Source organism: Kovacikia sp. CALU 1929 (assembly GCF_056784235.1).
Genome location: NZ_JBXBCF010000049.1, coordinates 179,232 through 205,297, shown reverse-complemented (window position 1 = coordinate 205,297; position 26,066 = coordinate 179,232). Strand labels below are relative to the sequence as shown.

Here is a 26,066-nt window from a genome sequence, read left to right as displayed (position 1 = left end):
TATGCCAACTCTCCCTCTGACTGCGATCGATGCCATTGGGCGGTTGCGATCCTACAACCCTCGTCTCATCCTTAACCACGAGGCAGCCTTTGACTATCTAACCCATCGCCAAATCAGCTATCGTCTGTTGCATCTCTACAACACGTTCTTCCCAAGTAAGCTAGCAGCTAGCACAAAACCAGGATTTCCAAGACGCTGTGATGGAGAAGCAATCCATAGCGAACGGGAAATTGAATTTTTCCAATTACTTGATAAACACTGTTTTCCGCTTTCTCCGTGGACACTCGATCAAGCGTACGATCGCCTCATTTATGAGATTCCAATCCTCGACATGGGTGTTGACTGGCATGAAGAAGATGCGTTTGAAGCCCTCAAACCTGAATGGCTTGTGCTCATCCCACTAACAGAAGAAGGACGCTACTGGTTTGAACAAGTCGATATGGATTGCATTGAATGGTATGAAACCGAGTTTGGCATCGACATTGACTCAATTCAGCATCCCAGTAAGATTCCAGCTAAGCTGCTGCGCCTTCGTTGTTTACAAGCAGGCTCTCCATTCAAATTCCTACCGCTTACCTTAGCTGTTCTGGATAAATCTACCAACAATCTTTGGCTTGATGCTCTTTCCAATGAAGCCTTCTATGGAACGGAATGTGAAACCAGTTTGCCCTGGTCCGTTTCTGCGATTCAAACCCTTCAGCGCCAGTGGAAGAAGGCAAACCACCTGATGAATCAATGCTACATCCTCACCCAGTGGCTGGCACAAGATCTGCCAAACCATTTCCACCAACTGCTTGACCTATGGAACCAGCCCTATCCACCAACGACCTGCAAGCCGTTGAAGCCGCGCTAATTCGCGATTTCCTTATCACTCGTCCGGAGGAAGCCAAACGGATTGATGCCGCGATTTATATCTTTGAGGCGGTTGGACATTACCTCTATCAACGCCGAATCAGCATTGAGCCTTTAACGTACCGCTACAAATGCATATCCCCAGACACCCTTCGTATCGCCTTCGACAACACCTCCATCGATTCGGGATGGATTCCCCCTGGGGTTGTTCGTTGCGGAACCAGCATTGGCGGCAGATGGGCAGTCCTATTCATTCCCCCAACGCACCATACTATTGACTTATCCTATGCAGGCAAAATTACAATTCCCTTACCTGCCCTCGCCTTGATTGGACTGGAGCGAACGTATTGGATATGCGCGATCGCGGGTGAAACTTTTGATCCCTCAGCATTGTGTTATCACGCACCTCTACCGAATGTTTATGACTCCCTAAAAATTTGCTGGGGATCAAACACTCCGGCGATCGCCAGTCCTCAAACGCTCCCTGAAGCTTGGAATGACTTCATCACAAGTCCATTTTCAAATCATTTGATTCATGGCAAATCCACGAGCAAAAAGTACCAATTTGACATTTGCAAGCAGCTAATCGCCCTGCATCAGAACCGGACAAAGCGTTACCCCAGCAAAACACTTGTCCCTCTTGATCAAGACCCAACCACCCTCGATCGTCTGATCACCCACCTCCTAACTCATGAATGACATCCAAACCGAGCTATCCCGCATCATCGGACACAAATTTGCTGACTCAGAGCGGCTCCCTGAGCACACCAGTACAGGCTTTGAATACATCGTTGGCAGTAACGGAATCTTCGTCCGAGCGATCCGTCCCGGCATTCAGGTCACTATCCCCGTAAGTACCCATCAACAACCCCTCAAAGGGCTGGCAGACATCAAACTGAACATTGAGATTGCCCCTAAAATTCCTGAGCCTCTGCTGCTGGAGATGTGGAGCCTTGCCTGTCAAGCCTGTGCCACCCAATCTCTGGAAATCCTGTTTCATCTCACCCTCGAACAGGAGCGCTGGAATCTGACTGTACCCGATCAACAGCAAAGCCCCAATCAGTGTCAGCCCACAAATACCAGCTATGGGTCTACCGCCCATCGGGCAACCGTCGAAATTCATTCCCACGGACACCTACCAGCGTTCTTCTCTCCCACAGATGATCAGGATGAAGCGACCGGATTTAGAGTCTACGGGGTGCTTGGCAAAGTCCGTTCCTCCCAACCTGAGATGGTGTTACGAGTCTGTATTTTTGGACATTGTTGTCACCTGCCCATTCATCAGGTCTTTGACATTGAACCGGGTACAACATTCTTATTTGACTTGACTCAACACCATCTTCAACAACACAATTCTCTTCCCTTCTACCAATGCCCACGCCATGAACAAACCCCTGAGTTACGACTGCCTTGAAGCCGTTCCCGTTGTGCTTCTTCCTCACCAGCATGTTCACTTTTGGATTGTTGGTTGCGGTGGTACAGGCTCTTTTCTGGTACAGCTCATTATTCGGATTTCGCGATCGCTGGTTGGTAGTGGAAAATCGTCTACCCTGACATTAGTAGACCCGGATCAGGTTGAACTTAAAAATGTGATCACTCGTCAATGTTTTTGCGAAGCTGAGATTGGACTTAACAAAGCCAAAGCCTTAGCGGCTCGTTACTCGCTTGCATGGACGTGTGAACAACTGACCATTGAAGCCATCCCGGAAAAGTTTGACCCTCGCTGGTTGAAGCACCCCTTCAATACCCTAACTATACTGCTGGGCTGCGTTGATAATGCGGCTGCCCGTCGAACATTGCACGCTGCTTTGGCTGACAACCGCTATTACACCGCCCAGCATCTGTGGTATCTCGATGCTGGAAATGGCGATCGCTGGGGGCAGGTGTTGGTTGGCAGTAGTCATTCAACTCAGCTCAAAGACTATCAGTTCAGCGAACTTGGATGCCTCCGCCTCCCAGCACCCGGTATTCAAGCACCCGAATTATTACTCGACAAATCAGAAGAGCAGGAAACTTCTCAATTATCCTGTGAGGAACTGGCACTATTGAACCAGCAAAGTTTAACGGTAAATGCCCAATCAGCCACCCTAGCCGCTGACCTGGTGCTTGAACTGGTCACGGGCAAACTGACCCAATTTGCGGTACACTTTGACCTCAAAACTCGCACAACCAGAGCCAAATATATTACTCAATCTGCGATCGCTGCAATCCTACCTGGCTCAACCGCTCCTACCCAGGCTGCCTAAACCCTGAATCTCTCATGCCTCGACTTCAAAATCATCCTCACCCCGACTGTCCTTCCTGTGGCAGTCGTGACACCCGACGCTTATCTACCCTCTATGAAGAGGGGACTGCATCATTCAATATCAACGGCTTTTCCTGGAACGGTGGCATTTTTGCTGGTGGCGGGAACCACACCACCCATCTTGCCAGACGCATTGCCCCTCCATTCAGAGCAAACCCCGGTGCCCGCTGGATCTGGGTCGGGCTACTCGGTTGGCTTCTGGCAGTGATCGCCCATTATGCGATCGGGCTTGCGATGGTTGCGATCGACGTTGTCTTCCATCCTCCCCTGGCAATTCAATTCATCATGGGTACCATTCTGCAAGGGTTGGGACCAGCAACGATTGTCGCCATCATTCTGATCTCCCTCTGGGCAGTTTGGAAGCGAAACCAGGTGAACCAAGAGTACGATAAGGAAGTCTATTTCCCTGCCTATGACCACTGGCAGCGATCGTACCGATGTAATCGTTGTGGTTCTGTTTTCGATCCAGCCAGTTCCAACTCCTGATTTAACTCTGCTGACATGAACTCCTTACCTCAACTCAAGTAAGCATCCGCAAAGCAGTATCAGTAGGCTCACTCAGATCGAAACAACCCGTTAATCTCATCACAAGTTAAGATTTGTATACAGTTTTTTCCAATGTCTAATTGTTTTGATTTCTTTTCATACAAAGTGATGCCATACTCGGACAAGGTTTCAAAGGATGATGCGGTATGGCATCGATGCCCTCCAGTCCCAAGATTTATCACATAACCCATGTAGACAATCTGCCAAGCATCGCAATGAACATGGGATTGGTTTCAGATGCAAACCGTATTGCGAATGGACTCACCTGCTCCCTTGTAGGAATGTCGAGTATTAAGCAACGCCGCCTCAGCGAAATAGAGGTTTCTTGCCATCTAGAAACAACGGTCGGACAATATGTGCCGTTCTACTTCTGCCCACGCTCCGTCATGCTCTATATTTTGCACATGGCGAATCATCCGGAATTGACTTATCGAGGCGGGCAGCAGTCCATTATTCATCTTGAGGCTGACCTCACTAAAGTAATGAACTGGGCAAATGCAAATGGGGTGCGTTGGGCATTTAGTGATGGTAATGCGGGTGCTTACATAACCGCTTTTTATAAAAATTCAGCGGATCTCATCCACCTTAATTGGTCTGCCATTGCCTCCACAGACTTTCGAGATTCCAAGATTAAGGAAGGTAAACAAGCTGAGTTTCTGGTCTTTGATATCTTTCCCTGGACACTGATCGACAAAATTGGGACAATCGATAGTACTATAGCAGCGAAAGTTCAGACAGCTTTGGTTAACATCGGGCATCAGCCTGTTACCGTTGTAGAGCCGAGTTGGTATTTTTGATCGGAGAGGCTAGACCCATGATTAAGCTGACTCAAGGAGACATCTTAAAAGCCGATGCTGAAGCATTGGTTAACACCGTGAATTGTGTCGGTGTTATGGGTCGCGGTATCGCACTGCAATTCCGCAAAGCCTTTCCAGAAAACTTCAAAGCTTATAAAGCGGCTTGCGATGCTGGACAGGTGCAACCAGGCAAAATGTTCGTTTATGACCTCAATCGCTTATATAATCCACGCTTTATCATCAATTTCCCCACTAAACGCCACTGGAAAGGTAAAAGCGGCATCGAAGATATTGAGTTGGGGCTTGAAGCCCTGATAGCTGTCATACAGCAGCATCAAATTCACTCCATAGCAATTCCCCCACTAGGGTGCGGCTTAGGCGGTTTGAACTGGGAAGAAGTGCGATCGCTGATTGTCGAAGCCTTCCAATCCCAGCCAGAGGTAAATGTACTTTTGTTTGAGCCTACTGGGGCACCACAGGCTAACGTGATGGTCAAAGAAAGCAAAGTGCCGAATATGACGGTTGGACGAGCTGCCTTACTAGGACTCATGCGTCGCTACTTGGCAGCCGTGATGGACCCGACTGTTACCCTGTTGGAAATTCACAAGCTGATGTACTTTATGCAAGAGGCTGGTGAACCATTGCGCTTGAAGTATCAGAAGGCTCCTTACGGACCCTATGCTGAAAACCTCCGCCATGTTCTTAGCCACATTGAGGGGCATTTCATCAGTGGCTATGGAGATGCCGAAGATTGCCCAGACAAGCCACTAGAATTGATGCCTCATGCATCTGAACAAGCTGAACTATTTCTGACACAGCATGAAAAAACTCAGCAGCGGTTTGATCGCGTTGCAGATCTCATTAAAGGATTTGAAACGACTTTTGGCATGGAGCTGCTGTCTACTGTTCACTGGGTTGCTACGCAAGAAAAAGCTGCAACGGCAGAAGAAGCCGTCACTAAAGTTCACGCATGGAGCGATCGCAAACAAATGTTTGAATCTCGCCACATTCATTTAGCTTGGAAGCGTTTAGATGAAACAGGATGGTTAGCGTAACTGGTTGTGGCGTTAGCATCTTTGAAAGAACCAGATAGCTTCATAATCTTCAACTCATAACTCAAAACTAAAAACTGCTACCGCAGCGATTGGGGGATTCCATTGAACTCTCTCCTATGTCTGACTTTCATGACATCCCAATCTCTTACTTACGGTTACTGAAAACCTATTTACCCAAACTCTACCGCCTAAAAATTCAAACGCTTCGAGATTTAATCTATTACTTTCCAAAGACCCACACAATTTTCAAACGAACCAAACTGATCAACGTTCGTGAAGGGGAATTTGTCACCATCATTGGGTACATTCAATCTCACCAGATTACAACTGTCCGATCAGGCAAGCTAACGATTCAACGCTGGGTAATCTGCAACGCATCCAAGACTGCGTTCATTCAATGTACCCATTTCCATCACCATGATCGTTATCAATCTGAACATTGGCGGGAAGAGCAACAGAATTTCTACCGTATTGGGCGAATTGTTACGTTGTCCGGGAAAACCAAAATAGACTCCTACACAAATAAGTTGGCGATCGATGCCGATGAGGTACGCATCATCGACCTTGCTGGAGAAGCATCCTCCCTACCAGGTACACAGATTCAACCCGTCTATCCTCTAATACGGGGAGTAACGACCGCTCTGCTACAAGAATGCTTACGCTGCGTTCTGAACCACATCACCCTTGCAGATCCATTGCCATTCAAAGTGCGAAAACGCTACGACTTGATAGACTTGCAATCAGCCATCACCGAAATCCATTTTCCGCAAAAGCCCTCAACCCTCAAAGCTGCCCGCCAACGCCTTATTTTCGATGAATTTTTCTATCTCCAACTTGGACTGCTGCAACGCCGTCAAGTCAGGCAGCAAACCCAACGTCAACCTCTCATCCTAGATCAGGACTCCTTGAGATCGTTCTACCAGGCACTTCCATTTTCCTTGACCCATGCTCAACAGCAGGCGATCGCTGAAATCCACCAAGACCTTCAGTCCTCAACCCCCATGAACCGACTTCTTCAAGGTGATGTTGGTTCCGGAAAAACCGTAGTCGCCAGCGCCGCGATCGCCACCGTTGTCCAAGCGGGCTACCAGGCTGCGCTCATGGTTCCTACCGAGATTCTTGCTAATCAACATTACCAAACGCTGCGCCACTATCTACAACCCCTGAACTGCACAGTTATGCTGTTAACCGGATCAGCCTCTTCCACTCAACGTACTCAAATCTACCAAGCGCTCCAGTCCGGCACTCTATCCGTTGTTGTCGGAACTCATGCCCTGATTCAAGAGGCTGTCCAGTTCAATCAGTTGGCTCTGGCTGTAATTGACGAGCAGCATCGCTTTGGAGTCGAGCAACGCGAACTTCTCCAAAAGAAAGGTGACTGCCCACACCTGCTCTCCATGACAGCCACTCCCATCCCTCGTTCACTTGCACTGACTCTATATGGGGACTTGGAAATCAGCAGCATCCACGAGCACCCTCCTGGACGACAACCAGTTCAAACCGCGATTTTGGATGCAGATAGTCAAACCCATGCCCTTCAGCGAATTCAGGAACAAATTAGCCAGGGGCATCAGGCATACATCATTCTGCCACTGGTTGAGGAATCTGAGAAAACAGACCTTAAAGCTGCGATCGCAGAGCATCGACACCTACAAACCAACATCTTTCCACAATTTCAAGTCGGACTATTGCATGGCAAGATGTCCGCCGCTGAAAAAGAGGCTGCCATCAAAGCTTTCCAAAGCAGACAGACACAAATTTTGGTAGCAACTACGGTTGTGGAAGTCGGGATTGATACACCCAACGCGACTGTAATCGCGATTGAACATGCCGAACGGTTTGGGTTGTCTCAACTCCATCAACTACGTGGGCGAGTTGGTCGTGGTAATGCTCAATCCTATTGCTACCTGATCAACTACTCCACCAAACCTGAAACCTTCCACCGACTTCAAATTCTGGAATCTTCTCAGAATGGCTTTGATATCTCAGATCATGATCTCAAATTTAGAGGACCCGGTGAAATTTTGGGTACAGCCCAGACCGGTGTTCCCAACTTTGTTTTCGCTGACCTGATCAAACATCAGACTATCCTTCTGCAAGCGCGAGAAGCCGCAGCACTAGTTCTCGCCAGCCGCGAAAAGCTGAAAACCTGGGAGTTACTGAATACTGAAATGCATCAACGGTATCAACTCCAAGCTACCGCTTGTTAGTCCCGTCAGAAAGTATTGCACTTACACTTTCATACCCTATAACCCGCTATTCATGAACAAGCTAGTTCCCGTCAATTACAAAAATGATGTCTTCGAGGCAATTCAGCAGGTTAAGACATTCGATAACTTTGCTCAACTGCTGAAAATCGTTCGCGATCGCCTGATAATTCATGATTACCAGGGAGCAGAAATTCTGCTTACCCTCATTCTCTCCCAATACCATGAAGCGCTGGGTCACCTCCAGTATCATTTGCATAACACTGCCCTACATGCCATTGAATCGTGCCAAACCGAACCAGAGGCTTACAACACACTTGCAGCAGCTAATCAGATAGCATCTCCTACCATCAAAATCCTACTTGCTGCGGTTGAAGAGTTGTCTCAAACCGATCTTCAGCGCCTGATCACAATCGCACACGGACTGCGTTGGAGTGAAGACACTCGACACACGATTGAACTAATCGAGCAGGATTTCCGCAGAGCTGGGCAATAGACTTCTTCACCGGCGCTACTGCGCCTCTTGGATGAAGCAAGTCTGAATATCTGCATGAAATACTTCATCCAACTGATTCAGTTCATTCATAACTACTGCCGCCAACAAATCTCCAAACTAACAACCTCCAAACGAGAAATCCATTCACTGGCTCAACTTGAATTTGACATTGAAACCCGCAACGACTATTACCATAGCTGCGGGAGGTGGTAATGGTGCAAAGAAAACCAGTACCCCGCTCGATCATGATGCAATCCTTAAAAGGAATTAGCATCCTGTCCGCACGAACTTGGCGGCAGTTAGAGACCGCCGAGTCAGAGGAGGATCAATCTCGCATCCTCACAGAACTGTTGGAGTTACAAGAAAGCCAGGAATCAGCCATTGATGCCTTTGCCGAACTCGCTGATCAACTGGATGCAGAAATTACAGCCATCAAAGCACGTAAACAGCATCTTGTTGAGAAACACGATCGCGAGATTGAACGACTGACCAACCTCCGCGATCGACTCGACCAAACCGTTCTCGACATGAATGAGTCTGGTCTTCTCAGCTCAGACTCTCCAGGACAAACCCGTCGAATTAGGGTCAAGGAGAACCCACCCTCCTGCACTGTTGTTGATGAATCTCAAATTCCCGAAGAGTACCTCGCCAAGAAAGAGAAGGTTGAATATAAACCCGACAAAACCAAGATTATCAAAGCCTGGACGAAAGGGACACCTGTTCCGGGCACCTATGTTTACCGCAAACGCCGGGTTGAGTATAACCTTGCCACCACCATCGGACAGATTAAAGACGACATTCAGCAGTCTTTGCTGAACTGACGATAGGGAGTATGAAACTCCTTCTCAAACACCCTGCCACCTGTCAATCAGCCACCCAACCTTTTCCTATGGAACCCCACAATGACCTCTACCCCAGTTCTCCTGAAACTATCCGAGAACGATCGGATTCATCATGAAATCCGCAATCGAATACTGATCCTTAAAGCAGGCACCAGCATCAAAATTCTTGTCCCGATCACCAACGACCTGTTCCAATTACTGCGACAGCTTCGTGTTGACGTAGCAGACGCTCTAGTTACAGGCGTTGCAGACGAGGAACTTGGAACCGTAGAACCGCTTCTGCTACTAAGACAGGGGTTGAAAGCATCAAATTAATTCAACCCCATCGGGTTGATTCAACCGTTCTTCAATCTCCTCGTTGGCAGCGGTGTAGCGGTGAGTGGGACGACCAGAAGGTATCCAATTTACAAGCTGCTGATCCAATTCATGAACAATTTCAACTTCACCTTCCTCGTAGTCTGCCGCATCTGAACAAACGATTGGGTTGCCCTGCTCATCAACCGGATGATATCCCTGTTGGCTAGAAACATAGGAATACAGCTTCCTGGTATGAATGTGGCGAAACAGGTTCTGCTTCTCCTCAACTGGAACAAATACAGTCATTGGCACATACCTCTCAAATTTCCCTTAACGATAACGCTCAAACCTCCTGCTTGAACACTCGTTATGATGACAGTAGGGATACGTGCCGGACTCGTTCTAATTTTTTCAACCACACCGCAATCCCACACCTTTACCTACACTGCTATGGTCGAAACCGTCTTTGTCAAGGAGGGACTCAATGTCCCCATATTTCATGCATCCAGGAACAATGGGAAGGGAGAATTCGCATCCGAACCCTTAACCCTGAAGAACTCTGTTCTAAAAAATATGTTCTCTCCAGTCCAACTCAAGTCTTTGGTGTTGGTCAAACTTGATGATAATGACAAGGAGCCTCAACGACTGGCTCCTCGAATGTTTGCAGACGGAATAGCTCGTAGCCTGATTTTTAGCAGTGGCGATAATCACTACTTTGGCAGTGAAGAACTACGCCTGCATTTCCACAAAGCCAAGCGAACGTTAGGACAGGCGCAAACTATTTCCCCCCTGTTCAAATCTCAACCCGATGCAGCCTGTCGATATGGTGGACTATTAGTGAGTGACTGCTTTAAGGGTATCAGTACGATTGAGAACATCAAAGTCAAAATTGTTGATTTTGAAGATCCTAACGATGCCCATTACCAAACGGGAGACTGCCACGGCAAAGTTTCTCCCCAGCTCGCTCAGGCTCTCGGTGGCGATCGCAATGCTCCCTTCCAATTCCGATTTGCGTGGCTTCAGGAATGGGCAACCGGAAATCCTAACGAACCCCAAAACGGATTTCTGGCAAAGGGAACCTTGCTCCCAAATGCTAAATTGACCGAAGCCCAAGGGTATGACATCATCTTAGACCGCTCCTCGATTAAAGGAATTAGCAAGGAGGTCCTCCAGGATTGGATCCCCTGTGGAAACTACGAGATTCCAGTCGCAGTCATTGGAAATCGTAACAACGCCAAAGCAACCAGTTATGACAGTAGCTGGCAATTCAACTGCTGGTACTCGGAAGACGCTGTACTCAAAGATCTCGGACCGATTACCCGTGAAAAAGCTGAAAAACTGGCAGACATCCAACGCAATCCGCTAGCACTGGCTCATTACATTGTGGCGGAGTACGACAAAGAACAACAACGACGAATTGAACAATCCCAGGATGGCGAGGAAGATTCGGGGTTTGGCAGAGACAACCTGCCCAACGATCAGCAAGAACAGCGCATGATCACCATCCTACGGGCTGACAAGCATGGGGAACTCCTGTCTCACCCCAAAGTTACCAGCTTCATGCGTGAGTATGTCGCTGGGAAGTGGAAAGATCTTGCGATCAAAAGCGGGTTCCAGCACAGCTCTGGTATGGCACTTCCTGCTTCTCACTTAGAACGAGGAACCGTTTGCATCCCCCATCTACCCGAAGGGGATGTTATTGTCACTCGATACCCGATCGTATCCAAAGACAACATCCGCCTCTACAACAACATTCATCATCCCAAACTCAATCGAACCAAAAACGTTATCTGGATTAATCCCAAAGATGCAGAGGAATACCATCAGGGAGACTTTGATGGCGACCAATTTGTCTGCACTTCCGCTAGCAAATTACCCACTATTACCAAGGAAACTCTCCGTGCGGGGGAGCCAGGGCAATACATTCCGGTTCTCCAACGCCCCAAGAAGGCATACAACGAAATTACCGATGAACAAGGCAACCGAGCCTATACCAAACTGCACGAGGTTGCTTTTGCTGCCAGCCAAAATAGCGTTGGACTGATTGCAACCAATATTGGACGGGTGCAAGCCTCAGTTCCCGCTAAAGGTGAAACCTCACGCCTCTTTGAACGACGGAAGCAAGAACTGCTCGCTCGTCTCATGCCCGCTCTACAAGTTGAAGTGGATTACACCAAAAACGCGGAGCGGTTTGAAGACATTGATGTCGTCACCTTGCCAGATGGTACTGAACACCCAATCAATGGGCACCGCTTATTACAAGACTGCAAAAAGTGGGCAGAACAACATCCCAGCCCATTTTTTGATTTCAAGAAAGATGAGGATAGGAGGTTATACCGCACCTACCCCATGCCTGCTGATCAAGGCGGATCGCTTTATGTTCTGTCTCGTGAGATCATCAATCCTGCCTGGGAAGCCACTCATCTCCATGCGATCGATCGCCATCACTTCCGTTACCTATTTCCCGAACAGGTGGAAGACCTTAACGTCCCAGATTGGGCAAAGGAATGTGCGGTGGAAGCAGATGACTGGGCAAAATCCTTAAAAGACCGGGCACAGGAAGCCACTTACGAGATTGCTCAACGAGTTGGGGGCGATCGCAAGGTATTTAACGAGGAGTTAGGAAAGCTCTACGATAGCTTTCGTGTTGAATTCAATGAACTGTTTCCGACTCTTGAAGAAAAGATGGTTGCGGCGGCGGCCGTTTGGAACAGCCAGCACACACGCCCAGATTTGTATCGACTGCGGCAAGAATGCCTGGAGGTTGCAGAAACCCTCCCTATCACATTTGGGTTGGAGGAAAATTATGTTGTCCCCAGTGAAGCACTCCCCCAGGACGCTTATGTTCTCAGTGTTCCATTTGGTGAACGAGCCACTCAATGGAAAATGGATTTAGACGATGCCGGGATACCCTACGACGCTGCTATTCATCCATCCCTGCCAATGATTGAGTTTGTGTTCAAAACCATTGAATCGGAAAACATTCAGGTACTTGAGAACCTGTTTGGGGAGAGCATCATTGACTTGGACGAGTTGGACATTCCAGACGACCTGCGGATCATTGCCCCAGAAGATCACGATCGCTGGGTCGAACCCATTGACTCTGTTGGCACTGGCGCTCTCGCTTTCAACCTATGCGCCGAACAAATCGCTCAACGACTACAGGAGAAGGAACTTGAGCCTCTAACCATCACTGGTATTCGTCGCAATGAACTGGCTGACGAAGATTTTACTAGCACCCATTGGGCAGACCAGTCGTTCACTTGCCAGGTAGGGCAACTCGAACTTGACCGGGAGCATCCAGACTACCTCCGATACAATGGTGCCGCAGTTGTCCAGGTTGAAGGAAAAACGCTTGGCATTTTTGCTGAGGAATCTGCAAAACTGGCAATTGGTGCAACATTCGAGGCAGCGCTTCAACCCAAAAGCCGCTCCGCCATTTTTCTGGAAGTGATTCCTGGTTCCGTTCAATTGCCAAATGATATACAGGAGAACTTTTCAGAAGATCCGATCACCAATGAATGGCGCGATCGCACTGCATTTACCAAGCACCTATTGAGCGCGATTCAACAAACCTATGTCCAACATACCACTGGCAATCCCGAACCTCTAACTCCAGTAGGCGTTGGAGAATGGACAGCTTACGTTCGCCCAAACGGGGATATCACCATCCGAACGCTAGACCGAAAAACAGTGTTCAAGGGAAACCTTGACACCCAGGAAGTCTTAATCCCACTCTCCGATGAGAATGTCGAACAGCTTAATCATATGATCGATAGTCAACCCCAAGAAAAAACCGAACTCTCCTTTGCTTCTGTGAATTCCTACAATCGCGATAGTACACAACCAGTAGCGATTAAAACTGGCATTCAGATAGATTGAGCCACAATCACTACTCACATTTCCATACCACACAAGAAACCGAGTCATGTTTATCGGCTCGGTTTCTTATTTCTTGATCTAAAGCTATTCTCTCCACCAAAGCTGCAAAATTAGACATTTACATTCTTATACACTTATAGAAGTACATTTTTACCGATTACCAAGTTACAAAATTACATACTTACATATTTACCAAGCAATCGATTTAAATAGCTTTTCTGATTCGTTCTATTTCTAGAATCTCACAAAGACAAGGGATACAAGCGGTGATATAAATCCTAAAGTAAATCTAAAATTATTAGAAATAGAACATAATAACGCACACAATCTTCAAAACCTTTTCTATAAATAGAAGGAGAGGGCAACAGAATTCGATGAATAAATTCAGGCTGAAATAAAGTAATTCATCACTTCTTTCTCTCAACCCTTCACCGATTACAACCTTCGGCGAAGCCACCAGAATTTCTATCCATTTCACAGTCGGAAGAGTTTTAGCAACTCAACCCATACACGCATCCATTACAAGTTATCTCTCTGGCTTTCGGAAAATTCACTGTCCTCACAGATGTGTGCATTCAATTCTGCACTCGAGAAAATGTCCTATGGCAAAGTTGGCAAACCGCGATCGCTCTACTAAAGAAACAAAACAGCCATCGAAACGGCAATCGTCCAAATTCGCCGCCAAGTCTTCTGCTGAGAAAGAAACAAAGTACATCCAAGACCCCAAGAAGCTACGGCACATCGCTAATCATCTAGATGGCTTCATTAAATTTACTCAGGAGCAAAATCAGTCGTTTGGATCCTGGACAGAGGTCAAGGATACCTTTGAAGGCTATAGCGAACAGACTGGCAAAGCTCGTGTTGGAATGGATCTATGTGAAGACGAAACTGGTGAGGTTCGAGGGTTTCGATTCTTTCTCAAAAAAGAACCTAGTCAAACTGTCACAGGAGCAAAACTGATTAAATTTCTAGACTTGGACTCAGAAAAGCACCCGTTTGTTCCATCACAGCTTCAAGAGGCATTGGATATTGAGTTTGCAGAAGCAGATCTTGAAGAACTCGACCTTGACGTAGATGGTGAAGACCTCGCGAATGATGATCTCAACAATGAACTTGAATCTGATGAAACAGAACTACTGCAAGCATTCAATGAGGACGACGAATTAACCCCGGACTTCAGCAACAACAGTAATCTAGTTTCTCAAAAACCAAGAACCAGAGCCGCTCCCCCTCGCTCTGTCAGCAAAGCGGATGCCCAGCGATGGAAAGACTCCCGTGATATCCATTCTGTAGATAATCTGGGCAATAGCATGGCAAAACATGGCTCTGAACTTAACGGCATCAGTTTAGCGGGTGTCGCCCTTCAAGCTGGAATTGCAGGCACAGCCGCTCTAGCAGGGGATGATTTAGACCGCCGCCTCAACCGTCTCCAAAAACGAATTATTGAAACAGGTAAACGTGTAAATACTCTTGGTGAAGAAGTTGAAGGACTAATCGGTTTCCCCGCTCTAGATGAAATCGAAGAAACAGTAACTCCTCAACCTGAGCAGCCTGAGCAAGAACACCTTCAAGAACGAACCCAGGCAACCGTCAACGCAACAATTTCAGAGGCAGATCCAACCAATCCACTTGCCAGTGCATCCAATGTCCTTGGCAAACAAATTAATCAGATTGAATCTACACTCAACACCCAAAATCAGACTGAGCAACCCCTTGAGCCACTCGGTTCTCTAGAGTTAGATCCGCGATCAGATATAGAACAAAAGCTGGTTCAAATTGAAGATTACCTCAACAAACTCAATGAACGGCTCGATCGCCTCGAAGTCAAGCTGGAGGAACTGAAAGAACAGTTAATTCAGCAGGGACAATCTCCCCAATTAGAGGCAGGGGAGTCTACAACTGAGCCAGTTATCCCCACAGAAGCCAAGTCTGAGGTAAGCCTCAACCCTTCAGCCGAAACATCAACCCAAGAAACAAATTCCCAAAATGGTTCCAACACCAGGCACTATAGCTTGAATCAACGCCCTTCCTTATCACAAAAAGACCAACATCTTGTTACCCAGACAGTAGAAGCCGTTGAGGTTAAGGAATCTCCAGTTGCAGACGCACTACTGCGCTATGCCTGGGTGACTCAGGAGATCAGTCAAAACAGGGCAACTGACGGTATCCCACTATCCGACACTAAAGCACTTTATCTGAATCAGAACACAGGAAATGCACATGTCCTGATTGTGGATAACAACGGTGCTGCGGCATTCGACGCATTCCGCATCAACGACAAGCAATGGACAGTCAAAACCGAGGCAGGCTTGTCTGAGGCAGATAAAGCCGGAATTCTAAAGCTTCCTCAAACTCGTGAAACCTATGAATCAGAGGCAACCGCTCAAGACTTCGTGGAACTGTTGAAGACAAAAATGCCAGATTTATTTGACCCCAATACTCCTGAAAATCAACGCAATGCTGAAGTTGGAGGTCAAGATGACCAATCCGACTTTCGATTTGAAGTCACTCCTATGAAAGGCAATCTGTACCTCATTGAAGGATTTAACGCAAAGACAGAAGAACCTGTCTTCGATGCAATCACAGAACGCGCACTTGGTCGGATAGCGAGCATTCGCCAGAACGACATTTCCACTCACTATCTGCAAGCGGTCATCGACCCGCTACTTACAGAGCAGAAGCAACCCGTTTCCTCTGAGGAACCCAACGAATACAGGGAACAACAGACAGAAGCTACACCAACCAGAACAACTAAACAAGTTGAGCTGTAGTAGACAAACTTTAGCAATCCATTGAACCTATGCAATTGCAATCAGACCAACATGACTATCCAAAACTTATTTCCACCCGTCGTTCTAAAAATGACAACAAAGCCAAGAACTTGGCTTTCGGTGCATTAGCTGCGTTCGTCATTCTTTACGTCGGATTTCGCGATCCTTTACTGCTGTGTGCTTTGAGTGCTGCTGCACTGATTGCCTCTAGCGTCTGGTTTGTTGGACATTCTATTCCAGCACTGGAACGTCAACTCAGAACTCGTTTTAAGTTTTGGCATGTCCTCACCGCTATTTTCGCAGTCGGAATCTTCTTAGACCTATCCACCCCAGCACACGCTGTTTTTCTAGGCGGACTAGAAACGTTTGTGACCAACGTTGTCACAGATACCGCAGCCGCTTCAGGCGGCGAAGGAATTCCCGAAGACGTTGTTCATCTGGTTTTCAATTTATTCCGAATTGCATTTCTGCTACTGGTCGTTGCTGCTTCACTTTACGCTTACAACCAAGCACAACAAGGCAATGACTGGCGACCTATTGTGACTCAAGTTTCGATCGCCATTGCCATTGTGATTGCAGTCGATGTTTTGACCGCCCTGTTTTATGACGAAGGTGGTGTTGCCGCGATGCTACCCAGTATTAGCAATAATGTTGCCCTTATCTCCAATGGCATTCACTCTGCTGTACATCATGGGATATCTCTGTTATCCCAAATTGCTTAACACGCCCATAATTCCATCCTCCTGCTGAGTCCTGAGCAACTGGTATGTATAAAGATCCTGAACGTGATTTCGTCAAAATCAACAAGATTCTTGGCAAACAAGCCAGCATCGGCTTCATACCAGCCGAGCAACTCATCCCATTCATCCTGATCGCTATCATCTGCTACACAGTCACCAACGGCTTCTTTAGTCTGGGCAATGTGTGGTTTGGGGTTTCCACCTTCTGGTTGGGATTGAGCTGGTGGTTACTGACCGGACAACAACCCCATCTCTTCATCGACAAATTCCGCAATCCTCCCGGTGCTAAATCAGGCGGTGATTGGATTGACGGTCGTACTCTCTACATCTCCCCCATCTCCAAATTTCGTTCTTTCAGGGTTCGACAGCGGATTGCAGATCATCAAACTAGGGTCCGCATCAAACCCCTCATCGTTCCCAAACAGTCTGGAGGCAGGAGCACCTTTATGCCGTTTCAAAATGAACTTAACCTCTGCTGTTTAGCCGAAATCAAGAAAGACGATCGCGAAGTTGCAGCATTTTTGCTGGAACAAGGTGGTCACTACCAATTAATCTTTGGTTTCCACAATGACGGTATCCACGACATCCTGTTCACAAACGAGGTTACAGAGTTTGCTCATGCGATCGAAGAAGGCATGAAGGAATTACCACCTGGAGAAAAGATCACATTCTGCACCGGCTGCTACAGCGACGATAAAGCTCGTCAACAAGAGTTATCAATTCTTTCAGATACCTGCGACCTTGCACCTGTATCGGTTCTAGTTCGCAACGAACAGCTACGCATTCAAGACCTTAGCCGCCGTGGTTCCCGTCAAACGTGGAGACAAATGGTTTTTTGCAGTTGGAGCGCTGATAGTGAAGCTGATTCTCAACGCAAAGATGCGATCGGCAAACTGATCACGCTCGGCAATAAAGCTGTTCAATCAGTTCTCAATACCGTGTCTGACAACAAGCGACACTACGAAGAAGAGTTCTTCAAAAAACTCTTGCTCAAAGCTTATCAGGAGGGATTTGTGCAATGGGAGTTAATACTTGCCACCAAAATGGGCTTACCCGTTCGCCCATGTACCTCCCAGGAACTCTGGCAGTGGTTGTGGGAGAGGTTTAATGATGGACCTGCCCCTGAAATTCCTCAAGTTCTACACCTTGAAGAAACCGAAACCGGACTATTCGTCTCAGAAACGAAGACAACCGAAAAACACTCAGTCACAGTGCTTGTCGAAGGGAAAAGCGGAAAATCATCGTGCCCTCAACACAATGGAAATCCCGATCGCGTCTACATCGCTGGCAAAAGCAAGGAATGTACCGTATTGACAATGGCAGACACACCAGCAGGTTGGGCAAATACTCGCGAACAACTGAAATGGATTTGGAAAGTTACCAGTGCACCCTATGTACACAACACTGAGAGTTGGGTCGAAATCTCCTCAGCAAATAATTTCTTCGTTCAAGATAACCTGGCTAAACAAGCTAAACAGTCCAAAACCGCTCGCACCCGTGCCGTTGTAAAAGGGCAAGGACGAGACGTTGGAGCAGAAGTCAAACAGGAGGAGTCCTTTGAAGCCCAACGTAAGCTATACGAAGGTGCCCGCGCTCTCAACTGTGCGTCCGTTTTTTTGGTTTACCGCAACACTGCTGAAGAACTCACACATGCCTGTAATCTTCTCTGCAACAGCTTTGACTCTGCCAAGGTTTTACGAGAAGACAACATCGCCTGGGATGTGTGGTTGCAAACGCTTCCGGTCACCTCAAAGTGGCTACTCCACAGCAGCGATTTGATCAGCCAGCGTCGTCTGACCCCTGATACTCAAACGATCGCAGGCTTCTTACCGCTGACTACCCCAAAAAACATTGACCGTCGTGGAGTTGAATTTCTAACGGCTCGGGGCGGTAAACCTGTCTACATCGATCTCTTCTCTGGAGAAGCAAAACGAGCACTCATGATCGGGACCTCTGGTTCTGGTAAAAGTGTCACGGCATGGCGCTTCATGTTGGAAGCTTTAGCCCAAAACATCCCAGTCGTCGGGATGGACATTTCGAGTGGAGCCAACAGCACCTTCAAAGTCGCGATCGAGCTACTGGGCGATCAGGGTGCTTATTATGATGTTTCGAGTGGCAGTTCCAACCTGCTTGAACCGCCAGACCTCCGCAAATTCAAAGGACACAAAAGTGAGCTTGAACGCCGCTTAATGTCCTGGAAAGAGTTCATTCGACGCGCCCTAACCGCGATCGCAATGGGGAAACTGAATGACCCTGCCCTGGCTCAGCGAGTCGATGCCCTACTCCTAAAAATGCTGGATATGTTCCTGCGCGATCCTGAGATCATCGATCGCTACAACAAAGCGTTTGAACACGGCTGGAAGTCACCTGAATGGCAACAAATTCCAGTACTCGCCGATCTGCTCAACTTCTGTTCCCGTGAACGACTCAATCTGCAATCCTTTGAGCAAATTGATGCCCGTGCCCTGAATCAAATCCACAGCCAAATCAGCGCTCTACTCGTCTCTCGACTTGGGAAAGCGGTGGGTCGCCCCAGCACGTTCTCACCAGAACCAGCCGTGAAATTTTTCGGACTCAGCGACCTAAGCAACGAACAGGATGCATATCTAATGGCAATTTCTGCCCACACTGCCTGCATCCGTAATGCCCTATCTCACCCCAAAAGTCTGTTTGTTGGGGATGAATTGTCCGTTCTGCTCAAACGAAATGGATTTGCACAGATTGTTGGCGAAACCTGTGCAACCGGACGGAAAGAAGGAATCTCGATGATTCTCCTGGCTCAAGACCCTGACTCGATCGCTGAATGCGCCACAGGTAGCCAAATTATTCAAAACATGAACTATCGCCTAACTGGGCGCATTACTAACGGGGCAATCCCGTCCTATCAAAAGTACTTCGGCTATGACCCTCGCATCATCGCTAAAAATGCGTCTGACACCTATATGCCCAGACACAATGAACTTTGCTCGTGTTGGACAATCGAAACCCTTGGACGGTTCTGGGATGTCAAGTTCTATCCGGGAGAGATGGTTCTAGCCAGTGTTGCCAACAATCACGATGAAGTTGCTGCGCGCAACCGCATCTTGGCTTACTACCCCAACACGATGAAAGGTCAACTCATGGGGATGAGTCACTTCAGCCGTGAGTACTGTAACGCCCGTCGCGAAGAGATTGAACTCAAAACAATCGGGCGAACCCCTCCGGTTCTTACGATGCACGTTGTTAAAGAACCTTCTAAACAAGCACTTTCTTCAGAAAGTTCGCATCAACATCCTCGGAAAGCGAGTTAGTTTTATGAAAAACCCGACTATCAAATGGTTTGCTGCTAGCGCGATCGCGTTAACGATCGGTGTCTATGCTCCTGAAGTTAATGCTCAAGCATTGACACAAGACCCTAACGCTACCACTCAAGTCAACCCAGTTAATCCTGCACAGCCAAGGGCTTACGTAGCAAACCCACAAGCGGCAACACAACAGTCTCAAGATTTCATCACCAGTACCCTCAATCAGGGTAAACAGGCAGTTAATCAAGTTAGCCAGTTCATCGAAAACTTTCCTAACAACTTAGGACAGTTGGTTCAATCGACACTGGGAGCCTTCAAAGCCCCTGATCTTGGGCAATTGGTTACTAGCATTCTCAACGGTTCAACCAACCAAACCAGCAGTGGTCAATTAGCAGAAGCACTGGAAAACCGGATGGGCGGGAAGGGATCATTTTCCGTTCGGAATGATCTTAGCAACGAAGCATTTCGCAGCTCCAGCCTCTATACCTCACAGCAAGCGACCTTAAGCAAACCAGCTCAAGAGCGCATGATGCAGGTAATGCAGGAAACTCAAGCGGCAGCCAATGAAAACGCATCCTTGGGAGAAGAATCTCAGAACCTGGATGTTACTCAGCAAATCCTGCAAAACGTCTCACAGCAATTAGCCCTGGGCAGTCAGGTAGATAAGAAACTGATGGATGAAGCTCAACAGGCACGAGTTGATCGCGCGATCGGCAACACTTTGACAGCGGAAATTGCCGAAGAAACTGCCGGGTCCAACATCAGCCATCGACGCGAGACTTCATCGGCTGCGATGAACGCTGCCCGCCAAGGGGGACTCATGCTCATGCCTGGAGGCTTTGTCTTAGGGCAAGACCGCAAACAGCAGTAGTTACAATCCCCTCTCCGGTACTACCTGCGTTTAGGTAGTACCATCCCCAATCCTTTCTTCAATCTTCAGTCATGGTGTTCCAGCTTCTTGCACAACTTGGACCAGGTCCCTTTAACAACCAGGATGCAAATGCCCTTATCAACCTGCGCGATTCCATCAACCTTGCTGAGGCAACCTACCAGTCCTGGCAACAAGTTTGGGAAGCAGCACTCGATCCACAATCAGGATTATGGTATGCCCTAGTCAGTCTAGGGCTGCTCCTTACAGCATTCAGCATTATCTACCTGGTCTTTACTCAAGGCAAAGAAATCGTCGATCGCCACTCCTGGTCAGAACTGGTCAGCATGTTTGTCTGGCCACTCGTCATCCTGGTATTCCTTGGCGGTAACGGTGGGTTACTTTCTGGCAGCGTACAACTGATCAAAGCTGTTGGACAGGCACAGGTTCAAAAAGTCATGCAAATCCAACTTGGAGAGGTGACGTTTCAGACCGCGATGTCTGCCACTGGCATCTCAACAATTGCCAAAACCCGTATTGAAGGCATTCTAAACGAGTGCAAAAACTTACCTCCTGGCAAACTGCAACAATGCTGGACTGAGAAGCAACCCGTTCTTGAACAAGTTCTTGTCGAAGCTGAACGAGAGAACGGGGGACCTCTACAAGCTCTACGGAGATGGGTCAACGGAGTTACTCAATATGTCAATCAAAATACAGATTCACAAGGAAACCTTGACCTCGGACCTGCATTAAGCGGCGTATTCAGTTCACCATTCCTCTTCATGGCTAGAGAAATTTTGTACGCCTTGCAGTGGGCGTTCGTCAACATGCTCGAAGCTGCCATGCTGCTCACCGCACTGTTTTCTCCGATTGCGATGGGTCTTAGTTTACTCCCGCTTCAGGGTCGTCCCATTATCGCCTGGTTGATTAGCTTCTTTGCCTTAATCGGCATGCAGCTTGGGTACAACATCGTCGTTGGGTTGTGCTCAACCGTTATGACTTATGCCGAAACTATTGCAGTTAGTGACCTGGCATTTCTCATCTTCCTCAGCATTTTCGCACCTATTCTGGCTGTCAGCGTAGCTGGCGGAGGTGGGATTGCCCTGTTCCATACCCTCTCAAACAACATCAAAGGAATTTCCGATTTAGTCAGCAATGCACTCGGTACAGCAACCAGCATTGCCGTTTCCAAAATCCAAAAAGGCTAGTTCCAAGACTTTAACTATCATGCAGATCAAAAAATATCAGGCACCCTTGTTGCCTGAACAGAGGAACTTTTTGGCAATTTGCGTTCTTGGGCTGCTTGCGCTTAGCAGCCTCAACACGTTAGGAATTCTGTTTATTGCAGGTAAACAAAATACACTCGCCACTCGAAGAACCACTCAAGTCCAGCTTGTCAACGGTTCCACCTTCTGGATCAGTGAGGAAGAACGGTTATTTCGCTATCCTCAAGTCATCCAAAAATTTGTTGGCAATTGGTTGGCGTTGACGTTTAACTGGGATGGTAAAATTCCTGGCACTGATCAACCGGACAAAGGAATTAAAGTTGGACGAGGACGCATCACTACTGCTGCAAATGCCGCTACATTAATGATGGAACCTCGATTTGGGGAAGCATCAAAACCCATTCTTGCGGAGCTGACACCCAACGAAGTTTTTAACGGGCAAATCCGCAGTACCACAATTGTTCGTTACGTCTCAGAACCGCGACAAACCGCGATCGCAACCTGGGATGTGGATGTCCTTGCAGAACGACTCGAAGTGGACCGTAAAACTGGACAAAGCAAATCTTACCCACTTAACTGGACGTTCTCAGTGAAGGCTGTAGAGAAGCTCCCTCCACCGCTAGGAGCAGATGCATCCTCACTAGATCAAAAAGTTTATGAGTTTCGCTCTGCCGGACTCGAAATCATCCAAATGATGCCCTTCAAGCCGAACCAAACTCAATAGTTGTTGTTGATCATGGCAAACAATCTCTTTGATTTCTCCACCAATTCTCCAACTCAGGAGCCTCAAAATTCGTCTAACCCGAATTCCTCTGCTTCATCGGAACGTAATTTGGATGATACTTCAAAAACCTTTCCAGAAAGTAATGAAACTACATCTACAAACAGTAAAAACACAATCCAAGAAGATGATGTTAAACCAAGTTCAACATCACGCTCTCATCCTGAAATGGAAGGAGTTAATGATTCATCAACCCTATTAACTACCGAAGAACTCAACCACATTGCGGGCAACTACAATCCTGAAGAAGATGCCTTGATTAGTCAGGAATTTCTACTGAAACAGGACCAGGAAGCTTCTACTGAACGCTCTCCATCCCAAAAAGGAAGTGTTCGACTGTTTGCAGTGACAGGTGGCATTGGTGTCGCACTCTTGGCGATCGTCACTGTCTGGACTGGTTTCCTGGCACCCAAATCCCCTGTCGAGAAAGCCAAAAGAGAAAAGCCGGAGGCAACTCCAGCGGCTGCTACAACGCCCGATCAAACCGCTGAACTTAAGAGCCAACTTGCATTTGCAGAACAGCAACGTCGTCTGGAAGAATCAAACCAACCGAAACCGGAAGCTTCTACGTCAAAGACCAAGAAGCGAACTAATTCCCGCGAACCTCGCACTCCTCGCACTAGAACAGTTGCAGAACGTCCCGCACGTCGCCCTGCTCCAATTCCTCAACGAATCGCGTCTCCTGCTCGTGCCGCAGTACCAATCAGGACACCCCGTCTTACCCAAACGAAGCCTGAAAAACCTGTTGATCCATTCAAAACCTGGGAACAGCTCGCGCAGTTAGGACAAGAGCAAGGAGACAGCGTTAACAACTCACCCAACGCTACAAATACAGCAACCGCCAAAGCCACAGCCGCTACTGCCAATCCCGCCATCCAGCCTGTCAGCACCTTAAATCAGCCAGCTTCTACAACACCTCCAGAGTATGCCCAAACAACTATTCAAACAGCTACGATCGGAGATCCTCCACCCCCTTCCAATGATTTAACACAAGGGGAATACGGAATTCTCAATCATCAGGATGTTACTCAAGCTACCGATAATTCAGTAAGTCCATCAAATGAATCTGCTTCAGTCAATATCGCGATCGCAGTTGATGAAACAGGTTTTCCAATTGATGAGATAACTGCGATGGATGAATCCACTTCGGTCGATGAAACAGACCCCATCAATTCAGCGGCTGTTGCTATGAATTCAGAAATCTCTAGCCCAGATTCTAGCGACACAGACCGTTCAACCGCAGAACCTACAGATTCTACTGGTTTAGCAAATTCAACTGATTTAGATTCTCTAGAAACAGCACCTCCGACTTTTGATGCTCCCGCTTCTGTCACGCCAAAAGCTTCAGAGCCTGCTTCATACCTTGAAGCCGAAGTCAGCAACGCCAAATCTCTTTCTCCATCCTCCTCTACAACTTATCAGCCCAGAGAAGTGGCATTGGGCAGTTCTGCTATTGGAACGGTTAGTGTCCCGCTGGTGTGGGGGCAGAATGGGAAAACTTCTATCTCTGAACGGGGCGCGATCGAGTTGAATGAACCATTGCTTGCGAAAGATGGCAATATTGCCTTACCCGCAGGAACCAAATTAATTACCCAAACGGCTCTTGTTGGTAATGTTCCTCAAACCAGTGTCATTGCAGTTATCCGTAATCGTGGTGGGGAAATTCAGCACTACCCTCTACCCCCCAACATTCTCGTCATTCGCTCTAGCAATGGTGAACCACTGTTGGGCAAAAATATCAATGATGTCGATCCTGCTCTGCTCAAAGGTGACGACTTTCTGGTCGGAATCCTGGGAGGGCTGGGTCAACTTGGAGAGGTGCTCAACCGCGATCGCACTGAAAGCAGTAGCACTTTCAGTGGCAACGGAATAAGTCAGACCATAACCAATCGCAGCCGTAATCCAAATGTTGTCGGAGCCATTCTGCAAGGAGCTTTACAGCCTGCTACTGAACGAATGAAGCAACGCATTGCAGCCCGTGAACAAGAACAGCAGCGCCGCCAGGAAAATCTGCCAAACATCGCCGTTGTTCCCAGAGGTACAACCGTTATGATCATGGCTCAGAATATTTTGAGGGTAAATCCATGAAACATTTCCACCTCCTAGCAACACTGGCACTGAGTTTAAGCACTGCATCTTTTATTCAACCCACTGCTGCTCAAGCTGCTACCAGCAGTCCCTATCAAATTATTGATAGACAAACAGCTAACAGCGGAACAATTGACCTTCAGATCATCCCAGGACGAGCCACATCCATTGACTTCAGCCAGACTGATGAAATTATTACCTACATTTTGTTGGCAGACCCCTCGCGAGTTGTTTACACTCCCAGTGCTCCCCTTGGTAAGGCAAAAAGTCTATATCTGCGTGCTATCCAACCTCTGAAATTTCCCGGCGCAACTACTGCTGCAATTACCAACTTGCGAATCGAAACTATCGATCAGCGAGGACAGCAGCGAAGCTACAACTTCAACATCATCCCCAGCAAGGGCAACACCACGACCTACCTGGGTGTCCGAATCGCTCCCAATGCACTCTCCCAACCAGTCGTTGTGGATAGCCGACAGATTACAGCAGATGACCTGGAGATAGGACTTCGGTTGGCGATCACTCGTGGCTATACTCAAGCGAATGATCCGATCGTTACAAAGGTACAGCACATGATTGTCCTTATGCGGAATGGAACGCCTGTTCGGATAGCTGCCCAATCTGCACAAGTGTCCATCCCTGTCATCACTGCTCTCGCTAAAATTGCCACTGAGCGACTCACTCCCACTACTCCATCAATTCGCACTCCTGGCGCACAAATAAGAAATTTACCGGAAAGCCAACGCACTGTCATCCTTCAATCGAAATTTTTACAAAAATCACTCATCGTTTGAATCAACTAACAGCAGTTAGCCAGCCACAGACAGTAATTCATTCATCTCTACGTGAACAAACAAAAAATGAGATTTCCACTGTGGCGATATCTTAACCAGCCTCTGTTTCAACCGAAAGCCCCACTCATTCTGAATCCATCTAGATTCTGGCACTTCTACACAATTCAGTTTTTAGAAAAATGTCTGTTGCACGAACAACCATCGGAGCATTCTTCTTAGGATTTATACGTTAATA

At 47.6% G+C, this 26,066-nt stretch carries 21 protein-coding genes; 20 read left to right on the top strand and 1 reads right to left on the bottom strand.

Annotated features, from left to right (window positions below; all coding sequences use genetic code 11):
* Position 1: 1 nt before the first annotated feature.
* The 11 genes from AC1S52_RS04665 to AC1S52_RS04615 all read left to right on the top strand — a co-directional run bounded on the left by AC1S52_RS04665 (position 2) and on the right by AC1S52_RS04615 (position 9,415).
* Positions 2 to 853 (top strand): hypothetical protein, encoded by an 852-nt coding sequence (locus tag AC1S52_RS04665; protein ID WP_482027877.1) that lies wholly within the window; start codon positions 2 to 4, stop codon positions 851 to 853.
* Positions 802 to 1,551 (top strand): hypothetical protein, encoded by a 750-nt coding sequence (locus AC1S52_RS04660; protein ID WP_482027876.1) that lies wholly within the window; start codon positions 802 to 804, stop codon positions 1,549 to 1,551. The genes AC1S52_RS04665 and AC1S52_RS04660 overlap by 52 nt, the downstream gene beginning before the upstream one ends.
* Positions 1,544 to 2,266 carry a Mov34/MPN/PAD-1 family protein gene (locus AC1S52_RS04655; protein ID WP_482027875.1) on the top strand — a complete coding sequence of 241 codons (723 nt, stop codon included), beginning with the start codon at positions 1,544 to 1,546 and terminating at the stop codon, positions 2,264 to 2,266. The genes AC1S52_RS04660 and AC1S52_RS04655 overlap by 8 nt, the downstream gene beginning before the upstream one ends.
* Complete coding sequence (locus AC1S52_RS04650; RefSeq protein WP_482027874.1) at positions 2,235 to 3,098, top strand: ThiF family adenylyltransferase; 864 nt, start codon at positions 2,235 to 2,237, stop codon at positions 3,096 to 3,098. Before AC1S52_RS04655 ends, AC1S52_RS04650 begins: the two co-directional genes overlap by 32 nt.
* A 14-nt stretch (positions 3,099 to 3,112) precedes the next feature.
* The gene (locus AC1S52_RS04645) at positions 3,113 to 3,643 is read left to right on the top strand and encodes a hypothetical protein (protein WP_482027873.1); all 531 of its coding nucleotides are present in this window, start codon (positions 3,113 to 3,115) and stop codon (positions 3,641 to 3,643) included.
* A gap of 206 nt (positions 3,644 to 3,849) precedes the next feature.
* Positions 3,850 to 4,500, top strand: coding sequence for a type II toxin-antitoxin system toxin DNA ADP-ribosyl transferase DarT (gene darT, locus AC1S52_RS04640; RefSeq protein ID WP_482027872.1), 651 nt, complete (start codon positions 3,850 to 3,852; stop codon positions 4,498 to 4,500).
* A gap of 17 nt (positions 4,501 to 4,517) precedes the next feature.
* Positions 4,518 to 5,555, top strand: a complete 1,038-nt coding sequence (darG, locus tag AC1S52_RS04635; RefSeq protein WP_482027871.1) for a type II toxin-antitoxin system antitoxin DNA ADP-ribosyl glycohydrolase DarG — start codon at positions 4,518 to 4,520, stop codon at positions 5,553 to 5,555.
* Between the two features lie 116 nt (positions 5,556 to 5,671).
* Positions 5,672 to 7,765, top strand: coding sequence for an ATP-dependent DNA helicase RecG (gene recG / locus AC1S52_RS04630; RefSeq protein WP_482027870.1), 2,094 nt, complete (start codon positions 5,672 to 5,674; stop codon positions 7,763 to 7,765).
* 52 nt (positions 7,766 to 7,817) lie between these two features.
* Entirely contained in the window at positions 7,818 to 8,258 is a 441-nt protein-coding gene (locus AC1S52_RS04625; protein ID WP_482027869.1) for a hypothetical protein, read from the top strand.
* A 245-nt stretch (positions 8,259 to 8,503) separates the two neighbouring features.
* Positions 8,504 to 9,079 carry a siphovirus Gp157 family protein gene (locus AC1S52_RS04620; protein WP_482027868.1) on the top strand — a complete coding sequence of 192 codons (576 nt, stop codon included), beginning with the start codon at positions 8,504 to 8,506 and terminating at the stop codon, positions 9,077 to 9,079.
* 81 nt (positions 9,080 to 9,160) lie between these two features.
* Entirely contained in the window at positions 9,161 to 9,415 is a 255-nt protein-coding gene (locus AC1S52_RS04615) for a hypothetical protein (RefSeq protein WP_482027867.1), read from the top strand.
* On the opposite strand, the gene AC1S52_RS04610 is transcribed toward AC1S52_RS04615, so the two are convergent.
* Positions 9,407 to 9,703 (bottom strand): hypothetical protein, encoded by a 297-nt coding sequence (locus AC1S52_RS04610; RefSeq protein ID WP_482027866.1) that lies wholly within the window; start codon positions 9,701 to 9,703, stop codon positions 9,407 to 9,409. The two genes, AC1S52_RS04615 and AC1S52_RS04610, sit on opposite strands and share 9 nt — an antisense overlap.
* A gap of 63 nt (positions 9,704 to 9,766) precedes the next feature.
* On the opposite strand from AC1S52_RS04610, the gene AC1S52_RS04605 reads away from it, so the two are divergent.
* From AC1S52_RS04605 to AC1S52_RS04565, 9 genes are all read left to right on the top strand, one after another.
* Entirely contained in the window at positions 9,767 to 13,279 is a 3,513-nt protein-coding gene (locus tag AC1S52_RS04605; protein ID WP_482027865.1) for an RNA dependent RNA polymerase, read from the top strand.
* A 602-nt stretch (positions 13,280 to 13,881) separates the two neighbouring features.
* Positions 13,882 to 16,050 carry a hypothetical protein gene (locus AC1S52_RS04600; protein WP_482027864.1) on the top strand — a complete coding sequence of 723 codons (2,169 nt, stop codon included), beginning with the start codon at positions 13,882 to 13,884 and terminating at the stop codon, positions 16,048 to 16,050.
* A 29-nt stretch (positions 16,051 to 16,079) separates the two neighbouring features.
* Entirely contained in the window at positions 16,080 to 16,772 is a 693-nt protein-coding gene (locus tag AC1S52_RS04595; protein ID WP_482027863.1) for a hypothetical protein, read from the top strand.
* A gap of 44 nt (positions 16,773 to 16,816) precedes the next feature.
* On the top strand, positions 16,817 to 20,080 hold the full coding sequence (locus tag AC1S52_RS04590) for a hypothetical protein (RefSeq protein WP_482027862.1): 3,264 nt from the start codon (positions 16,817 to 16,819) through the stop codon (positions 20,078 to 20,080).
* 4 nt (positions 20,081 to 20,084) lie between these two features.
* Complete coding sequence (locus AC1S52_RS04585) at positions 20,085 to 20,945, top strand: hypothetical protein (protein ID WP_482027861.1); 861 nt, start codon at positions 20,085 to 20,087, stop codon at positions 20,943 to 20,945.
* Positions 20,946 to 21,016: 71 nt separating this feature from the next.
* On the top strand, positions 21,017 to 22,150 hold the full coding sequence (locus tag AC1S52_RS04580; protein ID WP_482027860.1) for a hypothetical protein: 1,134 nt from the start codon (positions 21,017 to 21,019) through the stop codon (positions 22,148 to 22,150).
* A gap of 19 nt (positions 22,151 to 22,169) precedes the next feature.
* Positions 22,170 to 22,892, top strand: coding sequence for a hypothetical protein (locus tag AC1S52_RS04575; protein ID WP_482027859.1), 723 nt, complete (start codon positions 22,170 to 22,172; stop codon positions 22,890 to 22,892).
* 225 nt (positions 22,893 to 23,117) lie between these two features.
* The gene (locus AC1S52_RS04570) at positions 23,118 to 25,037 is read left to right on the top strand and encodes a hypothetical protein (RefSeq protein ID WP_482027858.1); all 1,920 of its coding nucleotides are present in this window, start codon (positions 23,118 to 23,120) and stop codon (positions 25,035 to 25,037) included.
* Positions 25,034 to 25,831 carry a hypothetical protein gene (locus tag AC1S52_RS04565; RefSeq protein WP_482027857.1) on the top strand — a complete coding sequence of 266 codons (798 nt, stop codon included), beginning with the start codon at positions 25,034 to 25,036 and terminating at the stop codon, positions 25,829 to 25,831. Before AC1S52_RS04570 ends, AC1S52_RS04565 begins: the two co-directional genes overlap by 4 nt.
* Positions 25,832 to 26,066 lie beyond the last annotated feature (235 nt).